Origin of the sequence: Reyranella sp. (genome assembly GCF_044224635.1) — a bacterium.
In the GTDB taxonomy this organism is placed as follows: Bacteria; Pseudomonadota; Alphaproteobacteria; order Reyranellales; family Reyranellaceae; genus Reyranella.
The window spans coordinates 1-24,269 of record NZ_JBGAKA010000081.1 but is presented as its reverse complement, the minus strand read 5'-3'; the positions used below and the strand labels follow the sequence as shown (position 1 = coordinate 24,269).

23 protein-coding genes are annotated in these 24,269 nt (G+C 67.7%); 13 read left to right on the top strand and 10 right to left on the bottom strand.

The features are described 5' to 3' along the window. Positions 1–184: 184 nt before the first annotated feature. Genes ACILR9_RS37045 through ACILR9_RS37030 form a run of 4 tightly spaced genes read left to right on the top strand, consistent with a single transcriptional unit; the run spans position 185 to position 3,992 of the window. Positions 185–1,135, top strand: a complete 951-nt coding sequence (locus ACILR9_RS37045; protein ID WP_395715016.1) for an ABC transporter permease — start codon at positions 185–187, stop codon at positions 1,133–1,135. A gap of 4 nt (positions 1,136–1,139) precedes the next feature. Further along, positions 1,140–2,045, top strand: coding sequence for an ABC transporter permease (locus ACILR9_RS37040; RefSeq protein ID WP_395715015.1), 906 nt, complete (start codon positions 1,140–1,142; stop codon positions 2,043–2,045). Positions 2,046–2,049: 4 nt separating this feature from the next. After that, positions 2,050–3,030: an ABC transporter ATP-binding protein gene (locus ACILR9_RS37035; protein ID WP_395715014.1), complete on the top strand. Its 981-nt coding sequence runs from the start codon at positions 2,050–2,052 to the stop codon at positions 3,028–3,030. Continuing rightward, on the top strand, positions 3,027–3,992 hold the full coding sequence (locus ACILR9_RS37030) for an ABC transporter ATP-binding protein (RefSeq protein ID WP_395715013.1): 966 nt from the start codon (positions 3,027–3,029) through the stop codon (positions 3,990–3,992). Before ACILR9_RS37035 ends, ACILR9_RS37030 begins: the two co-directional genes overlap by 4 nt. 168 nt (positions 3,993–4,160) lie before the next feature. Here ACILR9_RS37030 and ACILR9_RS37025 read toward each other — a convergent pair whose 3' ends face one another. Continuing rightward, entirely contained in the window at positions 4,161–4,865 is a 705-nt protein-coding gene (locus ACILR9_RS37025; RefSeq protein WP_395715012.1) for a DUF1028 domain-containing protein, read from the bottom strand. Between the two features lie 188 nt (positions 4,866–5,053). Here ACILR9_RS37025 and ACILR9_RS37020 point away from each other — a divergent pair, with 188 nt between their 5' ends. From ACILR9_RS37020 to ACILR9_RS36990, 7 genes are read left to right on the top strand one after another with little or no spacing between them, the layout of a single operon-like run. Next, positions 5,054–6,655: an ABC transporter substrate-binding protein gene (locus ACILR9_RS37020; RefSeq protein ID WP_395715011.1), complete on the top strand. Its 1,602-nt coding sequence runs from the start codon at positions 5,054–5,056 to the stop codon at positions 6,653–6,655. Positions 6,656–6,661: 6 nt separating this feature from the next. Then, positions 6,662–7,648, top strand: a complete 987-nt coding sequence (locus ACILR9_RS37015; protein ID WP_395715010.1) for an ABC transporter permease — start codon at positions 6,662–6,664, stop codon at positions 7,646–7,648. A 28-nt stretch (positions 7,649–7,676) separates the two neighbouring features. Continuing rightward, on the top strand, positions 7,677–8,546 hold the full coding sequence (locus ACILR9_RS37010) for an ABC transporter permease (RefSeq protein ID WP_395715017.1): 870 nt from the start codon (positions 7,677–7,679) through the stop codon (positions 8,544–8,546). Next, the gene (locus ACILR9_RS37005; protein ID WP_395715009.1) at positions 8,543–9,550 is read left to right on the top strand and encodes an ABC transporter ATP-binding protein; all 1,008 of its coding nucleotides are present in this window, start codon (positions 8,543–8,545) and stop codon (positions 9,548–9,550) included. Before ACILR9_RS37010 ends, ACILR9_RS37005 begins: the two co-directional genes overlap by 4 nt. After that, positions 9,531–10,463 (top strand): ABC transporter ATP-binding protein, encoded by a 933-nt coding sequence (locus ACILR9_RS37000; protein ID WP_395715008.1) that lies wholly within the window; start codon positions 9,531–9,533, stop codon positions 10,461–10,463. The genes ACILR9_RS37005 and ACILR9_RS37000 overlap by 20 nt, the downstream gene beginning before the upstream one ends. Further along, positions 10,441–12,573, top strand: coding sequence for a hydantoinase/oxoprolinase family protein (locus ACILR9_RS36995; protein ID WP_395715007.1), 2,133 nt, complete (start codon positions 10,441–10,443; stop codon positions 12,571–12,573). Before ACILR9_RS37000 ends, ACILR9_RS36995 begins: the two co-directional genes overlap by 23 nt. Continuing rightward, positions 12,570–14,312 carry a hydantoinase B/oxoprolinase family protein gene (locus tag ACILR9_RS36990; protein ID WP_395715006.1) on the top strand — a complete coding sequence of 581 codons (1,743 nt, stop codon included), beginning with the start codon at positions 12,570–12,572 and terminating at the stop codon, positions 14,310–14,312. The genes ACILR9_RS36995 and ACILR9_RS36990 overlap by 4 nt, the downstream gene beginning before the upstream one ends. A 210-nt stretch (positions 14,313–14,522) precedes the next feature. Here ACILR9_RS36990 and ACILR9_RS36985 read toward each other — a convergent pair whose 3' ends face one another. After that, positions 14,523–15,458 carry an LLM class flavin-dependent oxidoreductase gene (locus tag ACILR9_RS36985; protein ID WP_395715005.1) on the bottom strand — a complete coding sequence of 312 codons (936 nt, stop codon included), beginning with the start codon at positions 15,456–15,458 and terminating at the stop codon, positions 14,523–14,525. Between the two features lie 135 nt (positions 15,459–15,593). Here ACILR9_RS36985 and ACILR9_RS36980 point away from each other — a divergent pair, with 135 nt between their 5' ends. After that, a complete protein-coding gene (locus ACILR9_RS36980) occupies positions 15,594–16,001 on the top strand; it encodes a translational machinery protein (RefSeq protein WP_395715004.1) in 408 nt (135 codons plus the stop codon). Positions 16,002–16,017: 16 nt separating this feature from the next. Here the strand turns inward: ACILR9_RS36980 and ACILR9_RS36975 are convergent, their stop codons facing one another. From ACILR9_RS36975 to ACILR9_RS36940, 8 genes are all read right to left on the bottom strand, one after another. Beyond that, the gene (locus ACILR9_RS36975; RefSeq protein ID WP_395715003.1) at positions 16,018–17,001 is read right to left on the bottom strand and encodes a zinc-dependent alcohol dehydrogenase family protein; all 984 of its coding nucleotides are present in this window, start codon (positions 16,999–17,001) and stop codon (positions 16,018–16,020) included. 60 nt (positions 17,002–17,061) lie between these two features. Further along, positions 17,062–17,760 (bottom strand): helix-turn-helix domain-containing protein, encoded by a 699-nt coding sequence (locus ACILR9_RS36970; RefSeq protein ID WP_395715002.1) that lies wholly within the window; start codon positions 17,758–17,760, stop codon positions 17,062–17,064. 192 nt (positions 17,761–17,952) lie between these two features. Continuing rightward, a complete protein-coding gene (locus ACILR9_RS36965) occupies positions 17,953–18,333 on the bottom strand; it encodes a response regulator transcription factor (protein ID WP_395715001.1) in 381 nt (126 codons plus the stop codon). Positions 18,334–18,463: 130 nt separating this feature from the next. Further along, positions 18,464–19,078: a response regulator FixJ gene (gene fixJ, locus ACILR9_RS36960; protein WP_395715000.1), complete on the bottom strand. Its 615-nt coding sequence runs from the start codon at positions 19,076–19,078 to the stop codon at positions 18,464–18,466. After that, the gene (locus tag ACILR9_RS36955) at positions 19,068–20,609 is read right to left on the bottom strand and encodes a PAS domain S-box protein (RefSeq protein ID WP_407075396.1); all 1,542 of its coding nucleotides are present in this window, start codon (positions 20,607–20,609) and stop codon (positions 19,068–19,070) included. Before ACILR9_RS36955 ends, fixJ begins: the two co-directional genes overlap by 11 nt. Positions 20,610–20,823: 214 nt before the next feature. Then, the gene (locus tag ACILR9_RS36950) at positions 20,824–21,039 is read right to left on the bottom strand and encodes a hypothetical protein (protein ID WP_395714998.1); all 216 of its coding nucleotides are present in this window, start codon (positions 21,037–21,039) and stop codon (positions 20,824–20,826) included. A 21-nt stretch (positions 21,040–21,060) separates the two neighbouring features. After that, positions 21,061–22,428 carry an oxygen-independent coproporphyrinogen III oxidase gene (gene hemN / locus ACILR9_RS36945; RefSeq protein ID WP_395714997.1) on the bottom strand — a complete coding sequence of 456 codons (1,368 nt, stop codon included), beginning with the start codon at positions 22,426–22,428 and terminating at the stop codon, positions 21,061–21,063. 1 nt (position 22,429) lies between these two features. Further along, on the bottom strand, positions 22,430–23,266 hold the full coding sequence (locus ACILR9_RS36940) for a universal stress protein (protein ID WP_395714996.1): 837 nt from the start codon (positions 23,264–23,266) through the stop codon (positions 22,430–22,432). Between the two features lie 86 nt (positions 23,267–23,352). Here ACILR9_RS36940 and ACILR9_RS36935 point away from each other — a divergent pair, with 86 nt between their 5' ends. After that, positions 23,353–24,120 carry a sulfite exporter TauE/SafE family protein gene (locus ACILR9_RS36935; RefSeq protein ID WP_395714995.1) on the top strand — a complete coding sequence of 256 codons (768 nt, stop codon included), beginning with the start codon at positions 23,353–23,355 and terminating at the stop codon, positions 24,118–24,120. Positions 24,121–24,269 lie beyond the last annotated feature (149 nt).

Below are 24,269 nucleotides of genomic sequence, written 5' to 3'. Positions count from 1 at the left end.
CCAGCTTCGCTGGGGAGGTGCCCCGTCATACGGGGCGGAGGGGTCATGAGTCACAAGAGGCAGCGGGGCCATGACTCATGACCCCTCCGGCCCGTATGACGGGGCACCTCCCCACTTCGTGGGGAGGAGGAAGAATGCGCCACGGAGTGGCGCGCTCCCGGCAATGACGACTGCGTAATCTCCCATGTGGCGCTATCTCGGTCGCCGGCTGATCCAGGTTCCGCTGGTCCTCGTCGTCGTCTCGCTGATGACGTTCCTCATCACGCGGGCGACGCCGGGCGATCCGGTGCAGATCATGCTGGGCATGCAGACGTCGAAGGAAGCGGCGGATGCGATGCGCGCCGAGTTCAACCTCGATCGCTCGCTGCCGGAGCAATACGTCCTGTGGATCGGCAAGGTCGCGACCGGTGACCTCGGCCGTTCGATCCGGCTCAACGACACGGTGACATCGCTGCTGGCCGAGCGCTTTCCGGTGAGCCTGCAGCTCGCGCTCGCGGCCATGCTGTTCGCGCTCGCCGTCTCCATCCCGCTCGGCGTGCTGGCGGCGCTGCGGCGCAACACCTGGATCGACTATCTCTGCACCGGCTACACGGTGCTGGGCTTCGCCGTGCCCAACTTCGCGCTGGCCCTGATCCTGATCTACGTCTTCTCGATCAGCCTCGACTGGCTGCCGATCACCGGCATCGGCTCGACGGAGGCCGCGGCGGGCGGCTGGTGGACCTACATCAAGCCGTTCATCGTGCCGGCGATCGCGCTCGGCACCCTGCAAACCGCCATGCTGACGCGCCTGCTGCGCTCGAGCATGATCGACATCCTCTCACAGGACTACATGCGCACCGCCCGCGCCAAGGGCCTGCTGCCGTCGACCGTGGTCATCGTGCACGCGCTCAAGAATGCCATGATCCCGTTCGTCACCATGGCGACCGTGCAGTTCGGCTACATGATCGGCATCCAGGTCACCATCGAATACATCTTCGCCGTGCCGGGCATGGGCTCGGCGATCCTCAATGCCGTCGTCACGCGCGACTTCCCGGTGATCCAGGGCTTCACCCTGGTCATCGCCGCGTTCTTCCTGTTCGCCAACATCACGGCGGACATGCTCTATGCGCTGCTCGATCCGCGCATCCGGTACTGATCCGATGGCGCTCCTTCCGCCGCCCGCCACCCCTCGCTTCGCCGGCTCGCTTCGACTGGCGGCGCGCCAGTTTCCGCGCCATCGCGCCGCCATGGTCGGGCTGGTATGCCTCATCGTGATCTGCCTGGCGGCGGCGCTGGCGCCGCTGGTCGCGCCGTACGATCCCGTGCAGATCAAGCTCTCGGTCAAGCTGAAGCCGCCCTCCTTCGAGCATCTCCTGGGGACCGACCATTTCGGGCGCGACGTGTTCTCGCGCCTGCTCTATGGCGGCCGCACGTCGCTCACCGTCGGCCTGCTGGTGGTGGCCTTCGCCTTCGTGCTGGGCGTGCCGCTGGGCTTGGCCTCGGGCTATTTCGGCGGCCGCACCGACAATCTGCTGATGCGCCTGGTCGATGCCTTCCTGACCTTCCCGCCACTGCTGCTCGCCGTCGCCCTGGTCGGCCTGCTCGGTCCCGACATCCAGAACGTCATGCTGGCGCTCGGCCTGGTGCAGGCGCCGGTGCTGGCCCGCATGGTGCGCGGCAGCACGCTCGCCGTGCGCGAGGAAGTCTACGTCACCGCGGCACGCGCGCTGGGCGCCGGGCCGGGGCGCATCGTCGTCTCCCATCTCCTGCGCAACGTCGTGTCGCCCATCGTGGTGCAGCTCACCATCGTGTTCGCCGCCGCCGTCGTCGCCGAGGCATCGCTGAGCTTCCTGGGCTTCGGCACCCAGCCGCCGCAGCCGAGCTGGGGCCGCGACATGAGCGAGGCGCGGCGCTTCCTGGGCGACGCGCCGTGGATGTTCCTCGCCCCGACCGGCGCCATCATGCTGTGCGTGCTCAGCATCAACTTCCTGGGCGATGGCCTGCGCGATGCGCTCGATCCGCGCGCTTGGCGCACCCGCCGCACGGTCGCGACGGACGAGCGCTGACGCCATGGCCCTGCTCGCCATCCGCAACCTGCGCACCCGCTTCGCCACCGACCGCGGCACCGTACGCGCCGTCGACGGCGTATCGTTCGATCTCGGCGAAGGCGAGGTCCTGGGCCTGGTCGGCGAAAGCGGCAGCGGCAAGAGCGTGACGGCGCTCTCGGTGATGCGGCTGGTGCCCGAGCCGCCCGGCCAGGTGACGGCCGATTCGATGACCTTCGACGGCGTCGACCTGTTGCGGCTGAGCGAGGCCCAGGCGCGCGAGGTGCGCGGCGCCAGCATGGCCATGGTCTTCCAGGACCCGATGCGCTCGCTCAATCCGGTGCTGAGCATCGGCCGCCAGCTCGTCGAGGTGCTGCGGCGTCATCAGAAGCTCGACCGGGCGGCGGCGCGACGGCGTGCCATCGAGCTCCTTGAGATGGTCGGCATTCCGCTGGCGGAGAAGCGGCTTGCGGCCTACCCGCACCAGTTTTCCGGCGGCATGCGCCAGCGCGTCATGATTGCCATCGCCCTGTCGTGCAATCCGCGGCTGCTGATCGCCGACGAGGCGACGACGGCGCTCGACGTCACCATCCAGGCGCAGATCGTCGACCTGGTGAAGCGCCTGACGCGCGAGCGCGGCACGTCGGTGATCTGGATCAGCCACGATCTCGGCGTGGTCGCCAACCTGTGCGACCGGGTCAACGTGATGTACGCCGGGCGCATCGTCGAATCGGCGCCGATCCGCGACCTGTTCCACCGTCCGAGCCACGGCTACACGCTCGGTCTCCTGGGCTCGACGCCGCGCATCGACGGCCCGGCGCTGCGCCGCCTGTCGCCGATCGAAGGCCTGCCGCCCAACCTGATCGATCCGCTGCCGCTCTGCCCGTTCCTGCCGCGTTGCCGCATCTCGGTGCCAGCCTGCCGCGAGCGCGCGCCGGAACGTCGCGACCTCGGCCGCGAGCATTGGGCGTCGTGCTTCGCCGAGCTGGACCAGCGCACGCCATGACCGCCCTTCTCCAGGTCGACGATCTCAAGGTGCATTTCGGGCCGGCCGGTGCGCCCGGCACCGTCAAGGCGGTCGATGGCATCAGCTTCGGCGTCGAGCGCGGCCGCACGCTCGGCCTGGTGGGCGAGTCGGGCTGCGGCAAGTCGACGACCGGCTACGCCATCCTGCAGCTCGTGAAACCGACCGCAGGCCGCGTGCTCTACGGCAGCGCCGACCTCTGCCGCACCGATGCGGCGACGCTGCGACGGCTGCGGCGCAAGCTGCAGATCATCTTCCAGGACGCGCACGCCTCGCTCAATCCGCGCATGCCGATCGGCGACCTGGTCGGCGAGGCGCTCGACATCCACGGGCTCTACAAGGGCCGCGCCAGGGCCGGGCGCATCCACGAGCTGCTCGACCTCGTCGGCCTGGCGGGTCATCTGATCGAGCGCTATCCGCACGAGCTGAGCGGCGGCCAGGCGCAGCGCGTCGCCATCTGCCGTGCGCTCGCCGTCGAGCCGGAGCTGATCGTGTGCGACGAGCCGGTGTCGGCGCTCGACGTCTCGATCCAGGCGCAGATCGTCAACCTGCTGCAGGATCTGCAGGAGCGGCTCGGCCTCACCTACATCTTCATCTCGCACGATCTCAGCGTGGTGCGGCACATGAGCGACCAGGTCGCTGTCATGTATCTCGGCAAGATCGTCGAGATGGCCAGCAAGGACGAGATCTACGCGGCACCGGCGCACCCCTACACCAAGGCGCTGATGTCGGCGATTCCCGTCCCCGATCCCGACAGCGAGGCGCAGCGCCAACGCATCATCCTGGCGGGCGACCTGCCCAACCCGGCCAATCCGCCGTCGGGCTGCCGCTTCCGCACGCGCTGCCCGATCGCGATCGACGCCTGCGCCGCGGCCGATCCGCCGCCGCACGACATGTCGGCCAGCCATTGGGCCAAATGCATCCGGCTGGGAGAAAGCGGTTGAGCACCATCCTGGTCGGTGGTTGACAACACAATGACCTCATTCTGAGGAGCGCCCGAAGGACGCGTCTCGAAGGATGGGATCAGGCGCTGTGTCTGTTGCCCATGCTTCGAGACGCTCGCTGCGCTCGCTCCTCAGCATGAGGTGTCAGTGTTGCGCCGCGAGCTGGCGTCATCCCTTGCCCTTTAGCCCGGCGACGAACACCTCCTGCGGCGGCGCCTTCGCCGGATCGACATGGCGCAGCCAGTGGAAAGCGCGGTAGGGTGCCCATTCCTCGCGCAGCGCGCGCAGCTGGGCAACGGCCTCGGGGTGGGAATCGACGCGCAGGTCGAGCTCGTCCCTGGGCGAGGCGCCGCGCACCATGAGCGCGGCCGAGCGTTCGGGCAGGTGACCGCTGCCGCCGACCTGGCCGCCGGCGTCGCGGCCCGCTTCGATGGCCGACAACAGCCGCTCGTCGAGGTCGCGTTCCGGCGCCGCCACGAACGCCGCGATCATGGCGTCGACGACGTGGGCACCGGCCAGCACATTGCCGGCAGCCACGTAGCCCTGACCGCTCTTGTGGCCGGTCCATGGGCGCGTCTTGTTGCCGGTGAAGCCTGCGGCCCGGCCAAAGCTGTCGAGCACCATGAGCTGGCGGAACTCGATCTGCGGGTCGGCCTGCTTCATCAGCGCCAGCGCCTGCTCGGCGGGATGACCCTGGGCCAGCAGGTTGAGGCCGAGCGTGCGCAGCTCGAAGTTCACGAAGGATTGGCTGGAAATCACGCCGATTCCGCCGCGGATCGCCGGACACAGCATGCCGACCACCAGCGAATATGTCGCAACTCCGATGCCGACCTGGCCGGTGCGCGCGCAATGTCCGAGAAGCGTGAATGTCATGCTTGGCTCCCATGTCCCGTCGTCACGATGCCGCGGGACGCGCGTCGCACGCAGAAGAAATTTCTTCGGGCTGGCATGCAAAATACGGCAAGGCTCACCTGCGTACCGCGGCCCCGTCGTGGCCTATATATTGCTGCACGTCCGGCAGCTGCCGGGCTAGGCTGCCGCTGACCTGCGAGGATGACGAGATGACCGCGAAACTCCCCCTGACGCGCCGTGCCGCTCTGGCCGGCGTTTCCGCCATGGCCCTGGCGGGACACCGCGCCGCAGCGCAAACCGCGCAGCCGAAGAAAGGCGGCACGCTCACCTTCATCCAGAACAGCGAGCCGCAGACCCTGGTGGCGCTCACCACCGTGGCGACGCCGGCGCTCACCGTGAGCGCCAAGGTGACGGAGGGCCTGCTCGAGTACGACTACGACATCAATCCGCGGCCGGCGCTCGCCACCGAATGGACCATCAGCCCGGACGGCAAGAGCTACGTCTTCAGGCTCAGGCCCAACGTCAAGTTCCACGACGGCAAGCCGTTCACCTCGGCCGACGTCGCCTACTCCATCCAGTTGCTCAAGACCGTGCATCCGCGCGGCCGCAATACCTTCGCCAACGTCGTCGAGGTCAAGACCCCCGATCCGCTGACGGCGATCATCGAGCTGTCCAAGCCGGCGCCCTACCTGATCAAGGCCCTGACGGCGGCGGAGGCGCCGATGATGCCGCGGCACATCTACGAAGGCACCGATCCGCTGGCCAACCAGAACGGCAACGCGCCGATCGGCACGGGACCGTACAAGTTCAAGGAATGGGCGCGCGGCAGCCACATCGTCTACGAGCGCAATCCCGACTACTGGCAGCCCGACCTGCCGCGGGTCGATCGCCTCGTCTACAAGACCCTGCCCGACACCGGCGCCCGGTCGATCGCCTTCGAGAACGGCTCGGGCGATCTCGGCTATCGCACGCCGGTGGCGCTGGCCGATCTCGATCGCCTGAAGAAAGTGCCGCATCTCGTGTTCGAGACCAAGGGCACCAGCTACTCGTACAATGTCTCCTGCCTGCAATTCAATCTCGACAGCCAGTACTTCAAGCACCTCAAGGTGCGACAGGCGGTGGCGCACGCGATCGATCGCGCGCAGCTGATCAAGACGGTGGCCTACGGCTACGGCACGGTGTGCTATTCGCCGATCGCGCCGGGCCTCAAGGCGTTCCACGATCCGACGCCCAGCCCCTACAAGCTCGACCTGAAGAAGGCCGAGGCGCTGCTCGACGAGGCGGGCTTTCCGCGCGGCGACAACAAGGTCCGCTTCAAGGTGCCGCTCGACTACAATCCGATCGGCGACGAGAGCCGTCGCGCCAGCGAGTTTTTTCGCGCCGCGCTGGCGCGCATCGGTATCGCAGTCGAAGTACGCGCGGCGGATTCCTCGGCGTTCGTCAAGCGCATCTACACCGACCGCGACTTCGACTTCACCTATAACGGCCATTCCAACCTGTTCGATCCGACGGTCGGCGTTCAGCGCATCTACTGGTCGAAGAACTTCAAGAAGGGCGTGCCGTTCTCCAACGGCTCGCACTACGACAATCCCAAGGTCGATGCCTTGCTCGAGGGCGCGGCGGTCGAGATCGACCCGGTGAAGCGCAAGGAGATGTTCTTCGAGTTCCAGAAAATCGTCGCCGCGGAGATTCCGGACCTCCCGCTCTATTCGCCGCTCTATCTCACGATCAAGAACAAGCGCGTGCACGACGAATCGCTCACCGCCGACGGCGTGGAAGCCAACATGGCGCAGGTCTGGCTCGATGCGTGATCTGCCATGAGGATGGGACGCCGCATCGCGGCGACCCTCAAGCGCACGGCGGTCCATGCCGGGCCTACCGTGCTCGGCATCATCGTGCTCGATTTCCTGTTGCTGCAGCTCATGCCGGGCGACGCCGCCGACGTGATCGCCGCCGAATCGGGCACCGCGACCGCCGAGACCATGGCGGCGCTGCGCGAGCGGTTCGGGCTCGACAAGTCGGTGTTCACCCAGCTCGTCAATTTCCTGGGGCACCTCGCCACGTTCGATCTGGGCTTCTCGCCGCGCTACAACATGCCGGTCCTCGACATGATCATGACGCGCCTGCCCAGCACCCTGTTGCTGATGGTGACGGCGCTGTCGCTCGCCCTGCTGATCGGCATCGTGCTCGGCTCCATCATGGCGGCGTGGGCGGGGCGCTGGCCCGACCGCGTGCTGTCGGTCGTGGTGCTGCTGTTCTACTCGATGCCGGGCTTCTGGGTCGGCCTGATGGCGGTGGTGCTGTTCTCGGTCAAGCTGGGCTGGCTGCCGAGCGACAGCAGCATGACGATCGGCGCCAACTACACCGGCTGGGCGATGATCGCCGACCGCGCGGCGCATCTCGTGCTGCCGGCACTGGCGCTGGCCTCGTTCTTCGTCGCCGTCTATGCCCGCCTCACCCGCGCCTCGATGCTCGAGGTGCAGCGTCAGGATTTCATGCGCACCGCCGAAGCAAAGGGCCTGCACCCGTTCATCATCCAGCTGCGCCACGCCTTGCGCAACGCCCTGATCCCGGTCACGACGGTCGCAGGCATGCATCTCGGCAACCTGCTGGGCGGCGCCGTGGTGATCGAGACGCTGTTCGGCTGGCCGGGCATGGGCCGGCTGGCGCTCGAGGCCGTGCTGGCACGTGACTTCTCCGTCCTGCTGGGCGTGCTGCTGCTCTCCTCCTTCCTGGTGATCCTGGCCAACATGGTGATCGACCTGCTGCACGCCTGGCTCGATCCGCGCATCGGGACGACGTGACGTGAGCACGCCCGATCTCACGACGCCGCTGCCGGTCACCGACCTCGGCAACCGCGCCGCACCGCGCAAGGGCCGCCACCTGCGCGCCTTCGTGCGCAATCCAACCTTCGTCGCCGGCGTCATCATCCTGGGCTTCGTCGTGCTGGTGGCCCTGTTCGCCGACCTTCTGTGCCCCGGCGATCCGCAGGACATGGCGGGACCGCCGCTCCTCTGGCCCGGCGACGATGCCGAGTTCTCGCTGGGGACCGACTCGCTCGGCCGCAACGTGTTGGCCCTGCTGGTGCACGGCTCGCGCGCGTCGTTGCTCGTCGGCATCTCGGCCGCAGCAATCGGCCTTGCCATCGGCATGGTGGTGGGCTCCGTCGCCGGCTTCTTCGGCGGCTGGGTCGACATTCTGCTGACGCGCCTGATCGAACTGTTCCAGACCACGCCCACCTTCCTCTTGGTGGTGGTGATCGTGGCGATCCGCGAGCCGTCGCTGCAGACCATTGCCCTCGCCATCGGGCTCGCCTCGTGGCCGACCGTGGCGCGCCTGGTGCGCGCCCAGTTCCGCTCGCTGCGCGAATCCGATTTCGTCGTCGCCGCGCGCAGCCTCGGCTATTCGCGCACCCGCATCATCGTCCAGGAGATCCTGCCCAACGCGCTGCCGCCGGTGATCGTCGCCGCCTCGGTGATGATCGCCAACGCCATCCTGACCGAGGCCGGCCTGTCCTTCCTCAACATGCGCGATCCCAACGTGGTGAGCTGGGGCGGCATGATCGGCGACAGCCGCGACCAGCTGCGCAACGCGTGGTTCCTGACCGCCCTGCCCGGCGCCGCCATCGCCGCCACGGTGCTGTCGCTCAACCTGGTGGGCGACGGGCTGAACGAGATCCTGAACCCGCGGTCCGACCCATGAGCTTGCTTGCCCCTGGTCTGCTCGAAGTCGACAAGCTCACGGTCGCTTTTCCCGGCCATGTCGCGGTGCGCGAGGCGAGCTTCGCCATCGCGCCGGCCGAGACGCTGGCCCTGGTCGGCGAATCGGGGTGCGGCAAGTCGGTCACGGCCTTTTCCGTCATGCGCCTGCTGCCACCCAACGCGCGCGTCGCGACGGGCCGCATCCTGTTCGACGGCAACGACCTGATGGCCGCTTCGCGCGCCGAGATGCGCCGGCTGCGCGGCCGGCACATCTCGCTGATCCAGCAGGAGCCGATGACGTCGCTCAACCCCGTGCTGTCGATCGGTGTGCAGATCGGCGAGATCCTGCGCCGGCACGAGCGCCTGTCGCGCCGTGCGGCCCGCGCTCGCGCCGTCGAGCTTCTGGACCTGGTGAAGATTCCCGACGCCCACCGCCGGATCGACGACTATCCGCACAATCTGAGCGGCGGCATGCGCCAGCGCGTCATGATCGCGATGGCGGTTGCTTGCCGGCCCAAGCTCCTGATCGCCGACGAGCCGACCACGGCGCTCGACGTGACCACGCAGGCCCAGGTTCTCGATCTCCTGGGCGACCTGCGGCGTGAGCTCGCCATGGCCGTGCTGCTGATCACCCACGACCTCGGCGTGGTGGCGCAATGGGCCGACCGTATCGCCGTCATGTACGCCGGACGGATCGTCGAGCGCGCCTCGATCGCGCCGTTCTTCGCCAAGCCGATGCATCCCTACTCGCACGGCCTGCTCGGCGCGCGCGTCGATGTCGATGCCGAGGAGCACTACCTCACCGACCGGCTGACCGAGATTCCGGGCAGCGTCGGCTCGGCCGTCGGCGAGGCCGGTTGCTCCTTCGCGCCGCGCTGCCCGATGGTCCAGCCGTCGTGCCGGCTGGCGCCGCCACCCCTGCTCGAGCTGGCCGACGGACGCGCCGTTGCCTGCCCTATCACCGCCGCCCAGGCCGGAGCCCCGCATGGCGCTGCTGTCGGTTAGGGACCTGCACACGCGCTACGCCGTGGGCCGCCAGGTGCTGCGCGCGGTCGACGGCGTGTCGTTCGACATCGAGCCTGGCGAGACGGTTGGCCTGGTGGGCGAATCGGGCTGCGGCAAGAGCACGCTCGGCAAGACCGTGCTGCGCCTGGTGCCTTCTGCCGACGGCGAGATCCGCCTGGACGGCGTCAACATCACGCGGCTCGGCGACCGCGCGATGGCGCCGCATCGCCGGCGCATGCAGATGATCTTCCAGGATCCGTTCGGCTCGCTCAATCCGCGCCAGACCATCCGCACCGTCCTCGACACCGCCCTGAAGGTCCACCAGCAGGGCAACGCAGGCGAGCGTGCCCGGCGCCTGCAGGAGATCATCGCCCGTGTCGGCCTGCCGGCCGATTCGCCCGACCGCTATCCGCACGAATTCTCCGGCGGTCAGCGCCAGCGGATCGGCATCGCCCGGGCACTGGTGCTGCATCCGGCGCTGATCGTGTGCGACGAGCCCGTCTCGGCGCTCGATGTTTCGATCCAGGCGCAGATCCTGAACCTGCTGGTCGACCTCAAGCGCGACCTCGGCCTCTCCTATCTCTTCATCTCGCACGACCTCTCGGTCGTGCGCTACTTCGCCGATCGCGTGCTGGTGATGTATCTCGGCCGCATCGTCGAAAGCGCTTCGCATGCCACCCTGTGGCGCGATCCGCGACACCCCTACACCAAGGCCCTGTTCGCCGCCGTGCCGTCGACCGATCCGACGCACAGGCGCACTGCGGCCTCGATCAAGGGCGAGCTCACCACCGATATCGCGTCGGGTTGCCGATTTGCGTCACGATGCCCGGCGGCGACCGACCGCTGCCGGGCCGAGGAGCCGCTGTTGCGGACCGTAGGAGAAGGACATCATGCCGCGTGTCACTACGCCTGAGTCGGGCACTTCGCCTGACTCGATTCGCCTCGCGGTCGATATCGGCGGCACCTTCACCGACGTCGTGCTGGAGACGCCCGAGCGGAGTTTTTCCGCAAAGGTGCTCACCACCAAAGCGGCGCCCGAGGACGGCGTGCTCGACGGCATGCAGCGCGCGCTCGCCCTCGCCGGCCTCGCGCCCAGCCAGGTCGGGCTGATCGTCCATGGCACGACGCTCGCGACCAACGCCATCATCGAGCGCAAGGGCGCGTTGACCGCGCTGGTCACCACCAAGGGCTTTCGCGATTCGATCGAGATGGCGCAGGAGAACCGCTTCGAGCAGTACGACATCTTCATCGAGAAGCCCGAGCCGCTGGTGCCGCGCACCTTGCGCTTCACGGTGCCGGAGCGGATCGACGCCAAGGGCGGCGTGCGCCTGGCGCTCGACGAGCAAGCCGTCGAGGCGCTGGCCGACACGCTGGCCGCCAGGGGCGTCGAGAGCGTTGCGGTCGGCTTTCTGCACAGCTACGCCAATCCCGCGCACGAGCGCCGTACCGGCGAGATCCTCGGGAAGAAGCTGTCCGGCGTGCGGATCTCCCTGTCGTGCGACGTCTGCCCGGAGGTGCGCGAGTACGAGCGCTTCTCGACCACCTGCGCCAACGCCTACGTGCAGCCGCTGATGGGGCGCTATCTCGAAAGCCTGCGCCAGCGCATCGCGCAGGCGGGCTTCGCCTGCCCGATCCTCCTGATGACCTCGGGCGGCGGCCTCACGACCCTGGAGACCGCCGTGCGCTACCCGATCCGCCTGGTCGAATCGGGCCCGGCCGGCGGCGTGATCCTGTCGACCTGGATCGCCGAGCGGTTCGGCATCGATCGCATCCTGAGCTTCGACATGGGCGGCACCACCGCCAAGATTTGCATCATCGACGACAGCAAGCCGATGGCCTCGCGCAGCTTCGAGGTCGACCGCCGCTATCGCTTCATGAAGGGTAGCGGCCTGCCGGTGCGTATCCCCGTGATCGAGATGGTCGAGATCGGCGCCGGCGGCGGCTCGCTGGCGAGCGTCGACGCCATGAAGCGCATCACCGTCGGACCGGAGAGCGCCGGTTCCGACCCCGGCCCGGCCTGCTACCGGCTGGGCGGCACCAAGCCGGCGGTGACCGACGCCAACGTCGTGCTGGGCCGCATCGATCCCGACAAATTCGCCGGCGGCACGATCACCCTCGACGCTGCGCTGAGCCGCACCGCCATCGAGAGCCATGTCGGCACGCCGCTCGAGCTCGACGTCACGCTGTCGGCCTTCGGCATCTCCGAGGTCGTCGAGGAGAACATGGCCAACGCCGCCCGCGTCCACGCCGTCGAGCGGGGCGCCGAGCTGGAAGGGCGCACCCTGATCGCGTTTGGCGGCGGCGCGCCCTTGCATGCCGCGCGGCTCGCTGAAAAGCTCGGCATCGCCGACGTGCTGATCCCGGCCAGCGCCGGCGTCGGCTCGGCCGTCGGCTTCCTGCGCGCGCCCATCGCCTTCGAGGTCGTGCGCAGCCGGTTCGTGCGGCTCGGCAGCTTCGACGCAGGCTCGGTCAACGCGATGTTCGCCGAGATGGAGAGGGACGCTGTCGATGTGGTGAAGCTCGGCGCACCCAACGCCCCGATCACGATCAGCCGCAGTGCCGACATGCGCTACGCCGGACAAGGCCACGAGATCCTCGTGCAGCTGCCTGATGGTCCTTTCACATCAGCCTCGGTCGGCGAGCTGCGCAAGCGCTTCGAGGCCGGCTACCGCGCTTTGTTCAATCGCGTCGTGCCCGGAGTCGATGTCGAGGTGACGGGCTGGATCCTGCGCGCCGAGGCGCCGCCGCCGGGCCGGGCTCTCGACCAAGCCTCGACCGGCGCGCCGACGACCCTGTCGGTGGGCAGCCGGACCGTGTTCGACCCGGCGCAACGCGATTTCCAGGACGTGCCGGTGTTCCAGCGCCGCGAGCTCGCGCCAGGCCACGCCATGCAGGGACCTGCCATCATCGCCGAGGACGAGACCACGACCATCGTCACGTCCGGTTTCACCGCCCGCATCGAGCCGTCGGGCGCCATTCGACTGACCGCCAAAGCTGCCGTGCTCCAGGAGGCCGCCCAATGAGAGCCAACCACCCGCTGAACCGCATCGAATACCAGGTGATGTGGAACCGCCTGATCTCCGTCGTCGAGGAGCAGGCGCAGACCCTGGTGCGCACCGCGTTCGGCACGGCGACGCGCGAGGCCGGCGACCTGTCGGCCGGCGTCTACGACACCGAGGGCCGCATGCTGGCGCAGGCGGTCACCGGCACGCCGGGCCACGTCAACTCGATGGCGATGAGCGTCGGCTACGTGCTCGACAAGGTGCCGCTTGCCAGGATGAACGACGGCGACGCCTACATCGTCAACGACCCGTGGCAGGGCACCGGCCATCTGAACGACATCGTGATCGTGACGCCGACCTTCCGGCGCGGCACGGCGGTGGGGCTGTTCGCCTGCACCTTGCACGTGGTCGATATCGGCGGCCGCGGCATCATGGGCGCCGCCCAGCAGGTCTACGAGGAAGGCCTCTACATCCCGATCACCAAGATCGTCGACAAGGGCGAGATCAACCAGTGGCTGGTCGACATCATCGCCGCCAACGTGCGCGAGCCGGTGCAGGTGATCGGCGACATCTACTCGGAAATCTCGAGCAACGAGGTCGGCGGCCGGCGCCTGGTCGCCATGATGGACGAGTTCGGTCTGGAGCATCTCGACGACCTGGCACGGCACATCCTCGACCATTCGCGCGAGGCGAGCCTGGAGGCGATCCGCAAGCTGCCGTTCGGCACCTACCATAATTCGATGACGGTCGACGGCATGAACGGCAAGTCGATGGAGCTCAAGGCGGCTCTGACGATCGGGCCGGACGGCATCGACGTCGACTTTGCCGGCTCGGCTGGCGTCGTACAGAACGGCATCAACGTGCCGCTCTGCTACACCGAGGCCTACACGAGCTTCGGCGTGAAGTGCATCGTGGCGCCGCACGTGCCCAACAACGCTGCGTCGCTGGCGACCATCCGGGTCACCGCGCCGGACGGCTGCATCCTCAATGCCAAGCATCCCGCACCGGTGGCGGCGCGCAGCATCATCGGCCAGATGCTGCCCGACGTGGTGTTCGGCTGCCTGCAGCAGGCGCTGCCGCAGGGCGTGCCGGCGGAAGGCACGTCATGCCTGTGGAACGTGCGCCTGATGGGCGGCATGGGCCGCGTCGACGGCGACCCGTCGGTGCTGGCCAAGGCGACGCCGTTCAACGTCACCTCGTTCCACTCCGGCGGCACCGGCGCGCGGCCCAAGCTCGACGGGCTGTCGGCGACCGCGTTCCCGAGCGGCGTGCGCAACGTGCCGGTCGAGATCACCGAGACGATCGCGCCCGTGCTGGTCTGGAGCAAGGAATACCGCACCGATTCGGGCGGCGCCGGCGAGTATCGCGGCGGCCTCGGCCAGATCATGGAGGTCGAGAGCGCAGAGGACATGCCGTTCGGCATCTCGACCTCGTTCGACCGCGTGGTCTACCCGCCGCGCGGCCGCGCCGGCGGCAAGGCCGGCATGACCGGCAAGGTCGAGATCGTGTCGGGCAAGACCTTGCCGCCCAAGGCCCATTCGAGCATTCCCGCCGGCGAGCGGCTGCGCGTCAGCATGCCGGGCGGCGGCGGTTACGGCGACCCGCATCGGCGCGACCCTGCCAAGGTCGCGCGCGACGTGGCGAGCGGCCTGGTGTCGGAGGAGGTCGCGCAGACCGTCTACGGTGTCGTGCTGACGGCGGCGTACGAAGTCGACGAGGCGGCAACCGCCAAAGCACGAAGGGCGACAGCGGCGGAGTAGCTCTTCGCCGGGAGCGCGCCACTTTCCTCCCCAAGCGAAGCTTGGGGAGGTGTCACCGTCTTACGGTGACGGAGGGGTCATGAGTCACGGGAGAGTGCCGAGCCTGAGGCTCATGACCCCTCCGTCGGCGTAAGACGCCGACACCTCCCCAGCGAGGCTGGGGAGGAAAGATGAGCGCCACAGAGTGGCGCGCTCCCGGCAATGAATACGTCACCAACCCAGATCGCGGCGGATCCTGGCGGCGGCATCGAGGTGGCGCTCGTGGTCGCCGGCGAAGCGCAGCACCAGGTGGGAGGCGCCGGCGTCGACATAGGCCTTCAACCACGCCCCTGCGCCGGCGGCCGAGCCGGCATAGGACATCTGCCGCTTGCGCGTCTCGCTCGCCGGCATGTTGTAGTAATGCTCGAGATAGGCGTTGAGCTTTGCGTTCGCGCGGCTTTCGTCATCGTCGATCGCCAGAGTGAGATACATCGCCGCGGTCAGCGCCGACGGATCGCGCCCGGCCGCCCGCGCGCCCGCCTGGACCTCGGCCCATTGCGGCGCGAACTCCGCGATCGCCGGCGAGTTCGGGAACCAGCCGTCGAAGTGCTTGCCGGCGCGCATGCGCGCCGCCGCAACAGCGCCGGCGATCCAGAGCGGTGGGCCGCCCGGACGGTGCGGCGTCGGGCCGAGCACGGCGTCCTTCATCTTCCAGCGACCGTCCCAGGTGACCGGCTTGCCCGTCCACAGGGCGCGGCAGAGTGCCATGCCCTCGATCAGCCGGCCGATGCGCTTCTCGAAGGTCACGCCCGCCGCCTCGAACTCGGCGCGGATGTTGGGCCAGTCGGACGCAATGCCGATTCCCAAGATGACGCGGCCCTCGGCGATACGATCCAGGGTCGCTACCTGGTGCGCGAGCAGCACGGGATTGCGCAGCGCCGGCAACAAGACCGCCGTGCCAAGCTCGGGCTTGCGGGTGCGGACCGCCACAGCGGCAAGCAACGTCAGCGCGTCGTGGCGGGGCCGGGCCAACAGCGAATCGCCGACCCACAGGGAGTCGAAGCCCAGCCCCTCGGCCCGCTCCGCCAGGGCGAGCAGCGACCCTGCTTCATGGCGTCCTTCCATGACCCTTTCACGGGTTGGCAACAGATATCCCACCTTCGGCATCGGCGATTCCTCTCGACAATTGGGCGGGACTTTGCGGCGCTTCGCGGTCGCTGTCCCGTGAATTCTTGATCCAGATCAACGCCTGCCACGGCCCATCGGCAAGAGTCGGGCAGATCAGCAAACCCGGAGCATGCGATGTCGCACGGCCGTGCAATCGTCTGGATGGATTCGAAGGAGGCCCACGTCTTCCGCTTCAACGCCGAGGACGTCGACGCAGAACGCATCAAGGCGCACAACCCGTTTCGTCAAGTCCATCACAAGGCCGGTGTGATCGGCGCCGGCCACGGCCATCTTGATCGCGATTTTTTCGATCACATCATCGATGCCTTGCGCGGTGTCCAGGAGTGGCTGCTGGTCGGTCCGAGCAATGCCAAGAACGAGTTGTTGACCCATCTCGACGCCCACGTGCCGTGGCTCAAGGCGCAGATGGTCGGTGTCGAGTCGATGGATCATCCGACCGACGGCGAGCTGCTCGACCACGCCCGACGCGTCTTCAAGTCCGTCGACCGGATGCGCCCGAACTCGCCGCCGCCGCCTGCCTAAAGCGTTCGAGACTGGCTCAGGGCACCAGAACGGCGGCGCCCTGGAAGCGGCCGGCACGGAGGTCGGCCAGCGCCGCGTTGGCTCCTTCCAGGGGATAGGCCTTGGTCGTCGTGCGGATGCCGGCCTTGCCGGCGATCTCGAGGAATTCCACGGCATCGCGTCGCGTCAGGTTGGCGACCGACAGCAGATGGCGTTCCTCCCACAGCAGGCGATAGGGAATGCGCGGGATGTCGCTCATGTGGATTCCACCGCACACGACTCGCCCCCCCTTGCCGACGGCGGACAGGGCCAGGGGAACGAGATCGCCCACCGGCGCGAACAGAATCGCGGCATCGAGCCGTTCGGGAGGCACCTCATCCGAGCCGCCTGCCCAGCATGCGCCGAGCGCGCGCGCGTGCTCCTGTGCCTGCAGGTCACCGTGGCGCGTAAAGGCATAGACCTCTCGGCCCTGCCACCGACACACCTGAGCCAGGATGTGGCCGGCCGCCCCGAAGCCATAGAGCCCGATCCGCCGCGCCGGCCCAGCCATGACGAGGGAGCGCCAGCCGATCAGGCCGGCGCACATCAGCGGCGCCGTGGCGACGGGATCGGCCGACCCGTCCAGCGCAAAGGCGTAGTCCGCGTCGGCAATGGCATGGCTCGCGAATCCACCATCCCGCGAGTAGCCGGTGAAGATCGGAGCATCGCACAGGTTCTCCCGGTCGGACCGGCAGTATGGGCAGCCGCCGCAGGTATGGCCGAGCCAGGGCACGCCGACACGGACGCCTGGCACCAGGGCGGTGACTCCGGGGCCAACGGCATCGACCCGACCAACGATCTCGTGACCGGGCACGATTGGCACCCGGACATCGGCGAGATCGCCGTCGACGACATGGAGATCGGTCCGACAGACGCCGCAGGCCTCGACGCGCACGCGGACCTGACCCGGCCCCGGCATGGGATCCGGCCGCTCCTCGAGCACGAGGTCTTGGCCGACTGATTGCAGAACCATCGCTCTCACGGTGCACTCCTTTACGGAGGACTCATGTGCCGAGAGCGCGCCCCTCTGTGGCCCGCTGTCCTACGCCTCGAGGCGCCGCAGTGCGGCCTTGTTGCACAGAGCGACCGAGCGGCTGGATGCCGGCAGATGAATCAGACCCTTGCGGGCAAACTGGGTCAGGGTGCGCGACACGGTTTCGATGGTGAGGCCGAGATGATCGGCGATGTCAGTGCGTTGCATCGGCAGCTCGAAATGCTCGTCGTCGTCGGACAGGCGTTCCGCCATGTCGAGCAGGAAGGTTGCCATCTTTTCCTGCGCCGTCTTGCGGCCCAGCAGCAGCATGTGGGATTGGGCGCGCTCGAGGTTGCGCAAGGTGGCTTCCATCACCCGATCGCCGAACGCCGGATCGGCCTCGGCCATGCTCGCCAGCCGGCTGCGGCGATAGACGACGACCGTCACGTCGGTGATCGCCTCGGCGGAAAAACGGTGCTCGGCACCAGCCTCGATACCGAAAATGTCGCCCGCAAAGTGGAATGCATCGATCAGCCGACGCCCGTCGCTCAACAGCTTATAGGTGCGCACGGTCCCCGACCTGACCTCGTAGAAGCTGTCCGCCTGATCGCTTTCGGCAAACAGCTCCTCGCCCTTGGAGAACGGTCGCAGCACGCCGGCCAAAGGATCGCGGCGGGGTTCGGTCCGGGCCCTCGCCATCCCCGGCAAGCGGATGCCGATGGCGGACGCTGGCAGCCTGGAAGTCTGGGTGGCATTCTCCGTCAGCATCACGTTCTCCGTGGTCCGCTTGCGATGGCCACTGGGTAGCTCGACCCGACAGACGCCACCATTCGGGTCTTGAACTAAGGGATTCTACGTAAGTCTCGGGCGCTCACGCCGCGGGCCTTGGAGCCCCTGTCGCATGCTGGAATCACTGCAATCTGGAGCGACGTCCGATTGAACGAACCGCCTGTGGTTCGTTCAAACCGGACGCTGCTCCAACGCATGGTGGATGCAATCGACCAGAGTCGCGTCGGACAACGGTTTCTCCAGGACACGGCTCACGCCCAGCTCCTCGGCCCGACGCAGCAGTTGCTTGTCGACACGTCCGCTGATCACGATGGCAGGCAGCCAGACGTGCCGCGAGCGCAGGATACCGATCAGGTCGATGCCATCGATCTCCGGCATCCAGAAGTCGATGACCAGACAGCCGTGATCGGGCAGGTATCTCTCGGCCAGGATCGCCGCCGGCCCGTCGTACAGCCGGACGCAAAACCCCTCGAGCTCGAGCGCGAATTTCAGGGCGGCACGAACGGCGGCATCATCGTCGACGACCAGCACAAGTCCCAGGTCAGGCGGCATCCGGCAATGCACCCGCATATCGGTGGAAGGCCCTGTCAAGGTTGTCCAATCACGCCGGCTGTCGCGTTGATCTAGCGCAAACCATCGTCGAATGCCGTGCCGGCCTGCGCACGCCGTCCGTCGGGCCCGACTACAGGGCGCCGCCCTCGACCAACGCCATTCGCACGAGCTCGGACAGGCTGTCTGCCTGCATCTTGGTCATCACGTTGGCGCGATAGACCTCGACCGTGCGCGGGCTGATGCCGAGATCGTGAGCGATCACCTTGTTCGCCTTGCCGGCGATCAGACCTTCGAGAACCTCGCGCTCGCGCTCGGACAGCGCCTTGAGACGGTCCTGGATGACGGCCTTGCGCGTGGCGCGCTCGCTGTCCTCGGCGTGGCGCGACAGTGCCGTGCGGATGGCGGCGAGCAGCACATCGTCGTCGAACGGCTTCTCGATGAAATCGACGGCGCCGGCCTTCATCGCCTCGACTGCCAGCGCCACGTCGCCGTGACCGGTCATGACGATCACCGGCAGCTTGACCCCGCTGGTGTGCAGGCGACGCTGCAGCTCCAGGCCGTCGATTTCCGGCATGCGGATGTCCGTCACGACGCAACCGCCCTGCACCCCCTCGAGGACCTTCAAGAAGGCGACCGCCGAATCGTGAACGCGCACCGCGAGACCGGCCGTGCTCAACAGGAACGCCAGGGACTGCCGGACATCGGCATCGTCGTCGATCACATGGACGACCTGGCTATCCGCCATGGGTCGAAGTCTCCTCGCGCACGCTGCGCAACGTAAACCTGAAGATCGTACCACCGCCGGCGCGGTCCTCGACCCAGATTTTCCCGCCATGGGCCTCCACGATAGTGCGGCAGATCGACAGGCCCAAGCCCATGCCCTTCCGCTTGGTGGTCATGAAGGGCTGAAAAAGATGGCGGGCGATCTCGGGCGCCAGGCCCGGGCCGGTGTCGGAAACGGCAATCTCCACCGCCTGCCCGCTTGCCGTCGTGGCGACCTCCAGTCTGCGATCGCCCGGCATGTCGGCCATGCTCTCGATGGCGTTGCGAATGAGATTCACCAGCACCTGTTGAATCTGGATGCGATCGGCGAACACCAGCTCCACCCCGGGATCGAGCCGGAAGGATACGCTGACGCCATTTTCGCGGGCGCCGATCAGCGCCAGCGTGCTGGCGTCCTCGATCAGCTTGGCGAGGCTTTCTGCCCGCGGCTCGCTTTCGCCGCGGGCCACGAACTCACGCAGCCGACGGATGATCTGGCCGGCCCGCAAGGCCTGGTCGGCAGCCTTGCCGAGAGCGTCGCGCAACACCGGCACCGCCGCGCTGTCGACGCCCGCCAGCAGGCGCTGGCAACCCTTGAGATAGTTGCTGATCGCTGTCAACGGCTGGTTGATCTCGTGCGCCAGGGTCGACGCCATCTCGCCCAGGGCCGTGTAGCGCGACATGTGCGTCACTTCCGACTGCAGCTCCTTGAGACGGTTTTCGGTGAGCTGTTGCTCCGTGAGGTCACGGATGAAGCCAGTGAAGTAGTGCCGCTCAGCGAAACGTAGCTCACCGACGGTGAGGTGAATCGGAAAGGTGGTGCCATCCTTGCGCCGACCGACCACGATGCGGCCGATGCCGATGATGCGGCGCTCGCCGGTGGCAAGATAGCGCTTCAGATAGGCGTCGTGGTTCTCGCGATCGGGCGACGGCATGAGCAGGCTGACGTTCTGGCCGGCCGCCTCGGCAAGCGGGTAGTCGAATAGCCGTTCGGCCGTGGTGCTGAGCGATTCAATGCGTCCCTGCTCATCGATGATGACCATGGCATCGGGAACCGTCTGCAGCACCGATCGCAGCCGGGCTTCGGCCGCTTCCAGCGCCGCCGCCATCCTCGAGTGCTCGCCGTCTGTCGATCGGCTCTCCCCGACCGATTCCATGCTGTGCAGCAGCCACTTGACGGTCCCCTGCTCGCCAAGAACCGGCATGTTCACGGCGGCAGCCGGCGCCGCACGCTCGCTCGCCCATCCCGTGAGAACGACCCGATGCGGCCGGCCGGTGCGGCAGACCGTCTCGAGCGAGGCGATCAGGGTGCCGAGCGCCGCCTCACCGGCGAAGACCGTTCGGATCGACTGCCCGATGATCCCCTGCCGGGTCCTGCCTAGCGAGCGTGGATAGCCATCACTGCAGGCGAGGATGGTGAGTTCCGGAGACAGAACCAGCTCGGCCTGCGGCGATGCCTCGACCAACGCCGCGGCCTGCCGGAGCGTGCCGGAAGAGGGTAAACTATCATTCATCCGCGAGCAGGATAGCACGCCGCGACCAGGTCATCGTGAGCGCAGCAGGATCTCATCGCCAAGGACTCAACGGCATGCCTGCGGTAATGATGCCTGCGTCCGTCGCGACGCTCAAGACGGCAAAATGCGCTTCCGCGGACCGTCCAGGACGACACCAAGACTTCCTTCGTGCCCGCCACTGTCGTCGTTCCGGTCGCCGCCCGCCACACGCGCTTCACGGCCGGATGAAGATCAGTGGATTGTCATCGTCGAGATTGTCGGCAGCCGCAGTCAGCTCCGAGGCGATGTCGTCGTTGGTGCGATGGCCTTTGAACAGACGAATCGCCTCCGACAGAAGGCAGCGCGCGACGACGTCCTGCGAGATGCCTTTCCCGGCAGCCTCGGCAAGCGCGGCCTCGACGTGGCCGGAGACAAGCAGATGGGCACTCATGGTTTCCGCTCTTCCTATCCTCTAGATTGCCCGGGCGTGGCGTTCGGCGCCGGCCTCGAAGTGATTGTCGAACGCGGCACAGACCGATCGCACCAGCGGCCGGCCGCGATCCGTGATGCGCAGCACGCAGCCGTCCCGGCTCAGCAGACCGTCCTCGACAAGCTTCGGCAGGGCCTGGATTTCGGCAAGGAAGGACATCGGCTCGACGCGATGGCGCCGGCAGACCTCCACCAGATCGACCGTCTGAAGGCACATCAGCCCGGCGATGATCTCGCCGCGCAGTCGGTCGTCGTCGCTCAACGCGACGCCGCGCGCCGTGGCCAGCCCGCCGGCTTCGAGGGCCGCGCCATAGCGGTCGGCCGTCGCCAAGTTCTGCGTGTAGCCGCTCGGCAGGATGGAAATCGCCGATGCACCGATGCCGACGACCCAGGGCGAATCGTCCGCGACATAGCCCTGGAAGGTGCGACGCAACCGGCCATCTGCGTCGGCCTTGGCCAAGCTGTCGGTGGGCCGGGCGAAGTGATCGAGCCCGATCTGTCGGTATCCCGCGCCGCTCAGTCGCTCGGACACGAGCGCCGCCATCTCGGCGCGCAGTGCCGCCCCCGGCAGCTCGGCCTGGTCGATCAGCCGCTGCCTCGGCTTCATCCAGGGGACATGGGCATAGCCGAACACGGCAAACCGATCGGGCGCCAGCGCCAGGGCTGCGTCAAGCGTCCGCGACAGCGTCGCGAGAGTCTGGCACGGCAGGCCGTAGACGAGATCGATGTTGATCCGGCGGATGCCGCCGCCGCGCAACCGTTCTATCACGTCAGCGGTGGTTTCCGCCGATTGCCGGCGATTGATCGCCAGCTGCACGGCGGGATCGAAATCCTGCACGCCGAGACTCGCGCGCGTGACGCCGATTTCCGTCATGGCGACGACGAACGCGTCATCGCAATAGCGAGGATCGATCTCCATCGAGACCTCGGCACCGCTACGGCGATCGAAACGGGCCACAAGGTGGCGCGCTACGTCTACCAGCCGCCGCGCGCCGAGCTGGGACGGCGTGCCGCCGCCCCATTGGATCGCGCCAACGATCAGCTCGGGCGCCAGCTCGGCCAGGCGATCGAGCTCGCGCACCATGGCGCGGGCGTAGGCGTCGAGCGGCCCGGCGCGGTTCATCGCCATCGTGTTGCAGGCGCAGTACCAGCATAGCTGGGCGCAGAACGGCACATGGAAGTAGAAGGTCGCAACTGTTCCGCCGAGCTCGCGCAGCCACGCCGCATGCTCGACCGGGCCAACGCGGCCGTCGAACTGCGCCGCCGTCGGATAGCTGGTGTAGCGCGGCACCGCCTTGTCGTAGGCGGCAAGCGTCGTCGCATCCATCGCCGTCGGGCTTGGCGCTTGCATCTCAATGCGCCATCAGCACCGGGACAGTCATGCTGGCCATCAGGGTACGGCTCGCGCCGCCCAGCACCATCTCGCGCATCCGCGAATGGCCGTAGAGTCCCATGACGATCAGGTCGGCATCGTGGTCGGCTGCGCGCGACAGGATGACGCTGCCGACATCGGTATCGGCCGCGACGTCGCGCTGCACGGTGACCTTGACGCCATGCCGCGCCAGCCAGCTGGCGGCATCGGAGCCGGGCTCAGCGCCATGACCGGTGGCCGAGCTCTTGGGATCGATTGCGAGGACGACGACCTTGTCCGCCTCGGTCAGCAGCGGCAATGCATCCGATGCGGCACGGGCGCTCTCGCGGCTGGCGTTCCAGCACAGCAGGATCGTCTTTCCGAGCGGCCTCTGCACGCCGATGTGCGGCACAACCAAGGTCGGACGGCCGGTCGCCAGGGCGACGGTCTCGGCCAGATCCGACGAGGTCGGGGTCGTCTGTTCCGGATCGTACTGGCCGACCACGATCAGATCGGCATAGCGCGCATGGACCGCGAGCTCCTCGTCATCGTACCCTTCGACGACACGCCAAGCCTGCGACAGGTGCCGCCCCTTCATTTCCTTGTCGAAGGCCGCGTTGGCGGCGGTCTCGTCGGCCTTGACACCGGCCTCATAGGCTTGAAGCAAAGTCGTCGTCGGCATGCCCCCGTCGAAGAAGGCCGGCGATTGGAACGGCGGCCGGCAGTGGAACCCCACGATATGGGCGCCTTGGCGTTCCGCCAGGTCGGCGGCGACGGCGAGACGCTGCGCGACCTTCGCGCTCGCGTCGCAATGGACGAGTATTGTCTTGTAGGCCACGAGAATCTCCTCGGCGATGTGTCGACCCAGTGCCATGCTGACGAGCGGCCGACCTTGACCCAGGTCAAGCAAGTGAACGGACGGCCGTGCTCGACTGCGACACGATGGAGACGTTCAGTCAACTGGTTGCACTCTGCCGCGGCACCCTCTCCGATGGCCTGTGGGCCAACGGCATGTGGGCGGCGACGGGCCTGCCCGCTTCCTTGTTTCTCGCCGGCCTGGTCGGTGGCGCTCTGCATTGCGCCGGCATGTGTGGGCCGTTCGTGCTGAGCCAGGTGATGGCTGACGTCGAGCGGACCGCCGATACGAGGTATGGTGAGTGGCGCCGTCTCGCCGGCGCGGCGTTGCTGCCGTACCATCTCGGCCGACTGACCACCTACACGATGCTGGGTGCCGGCGCCGGTGCGGCAACGGCTCTGTTTGCTTCGACTCCCTTGTTTGGCTGGCTGTCGGCCGGATTCCTGATCCTCGCCGCCTGCCTGATGGTGTTGCAGGCATTGGGAATGACCAAGAGTGGCGGCGCCACCTTGCCGCGCTTCCTCTCCACCCTGGCTGGTAGCCTTTCCTCCGGCCGCCACACTGCGACACGCTACGCCCTGGGCGTCGTCCTCGGCTTCCTGCCATGCGGCCTGCTCTACGGCGCCTTGGCGGCTGCCGCCGGCACCGCCTCCGCTGCCGAAGGCGCGACCGTCATGGCCGCCTTCGGCCTCGGCACTGCGCCCATGCTGGTCGCCGTGGGCTGGGGCGGGCTGATCGTCCGGCGACGCCTGCGCGACGGGGCGCGCTGGTTCGCCACGCCCCTGTTGCTCGCCAATGCCGGCGTGATGCTGGCTCTGGCCAGCCAGCGGCTTTGATCCTCATCCTCCTCCCCAGCTTCGCTGGCTAGTTTCAGCACAGATGTTGCGCCGCACGAAGACGGGGGGAGGTTGGGAGTGTGTGTTGAGGAGCACGCTTCTCCTATAATTTTGGAATCCAATACAACTGTCGAGAGCAACAATAGAAT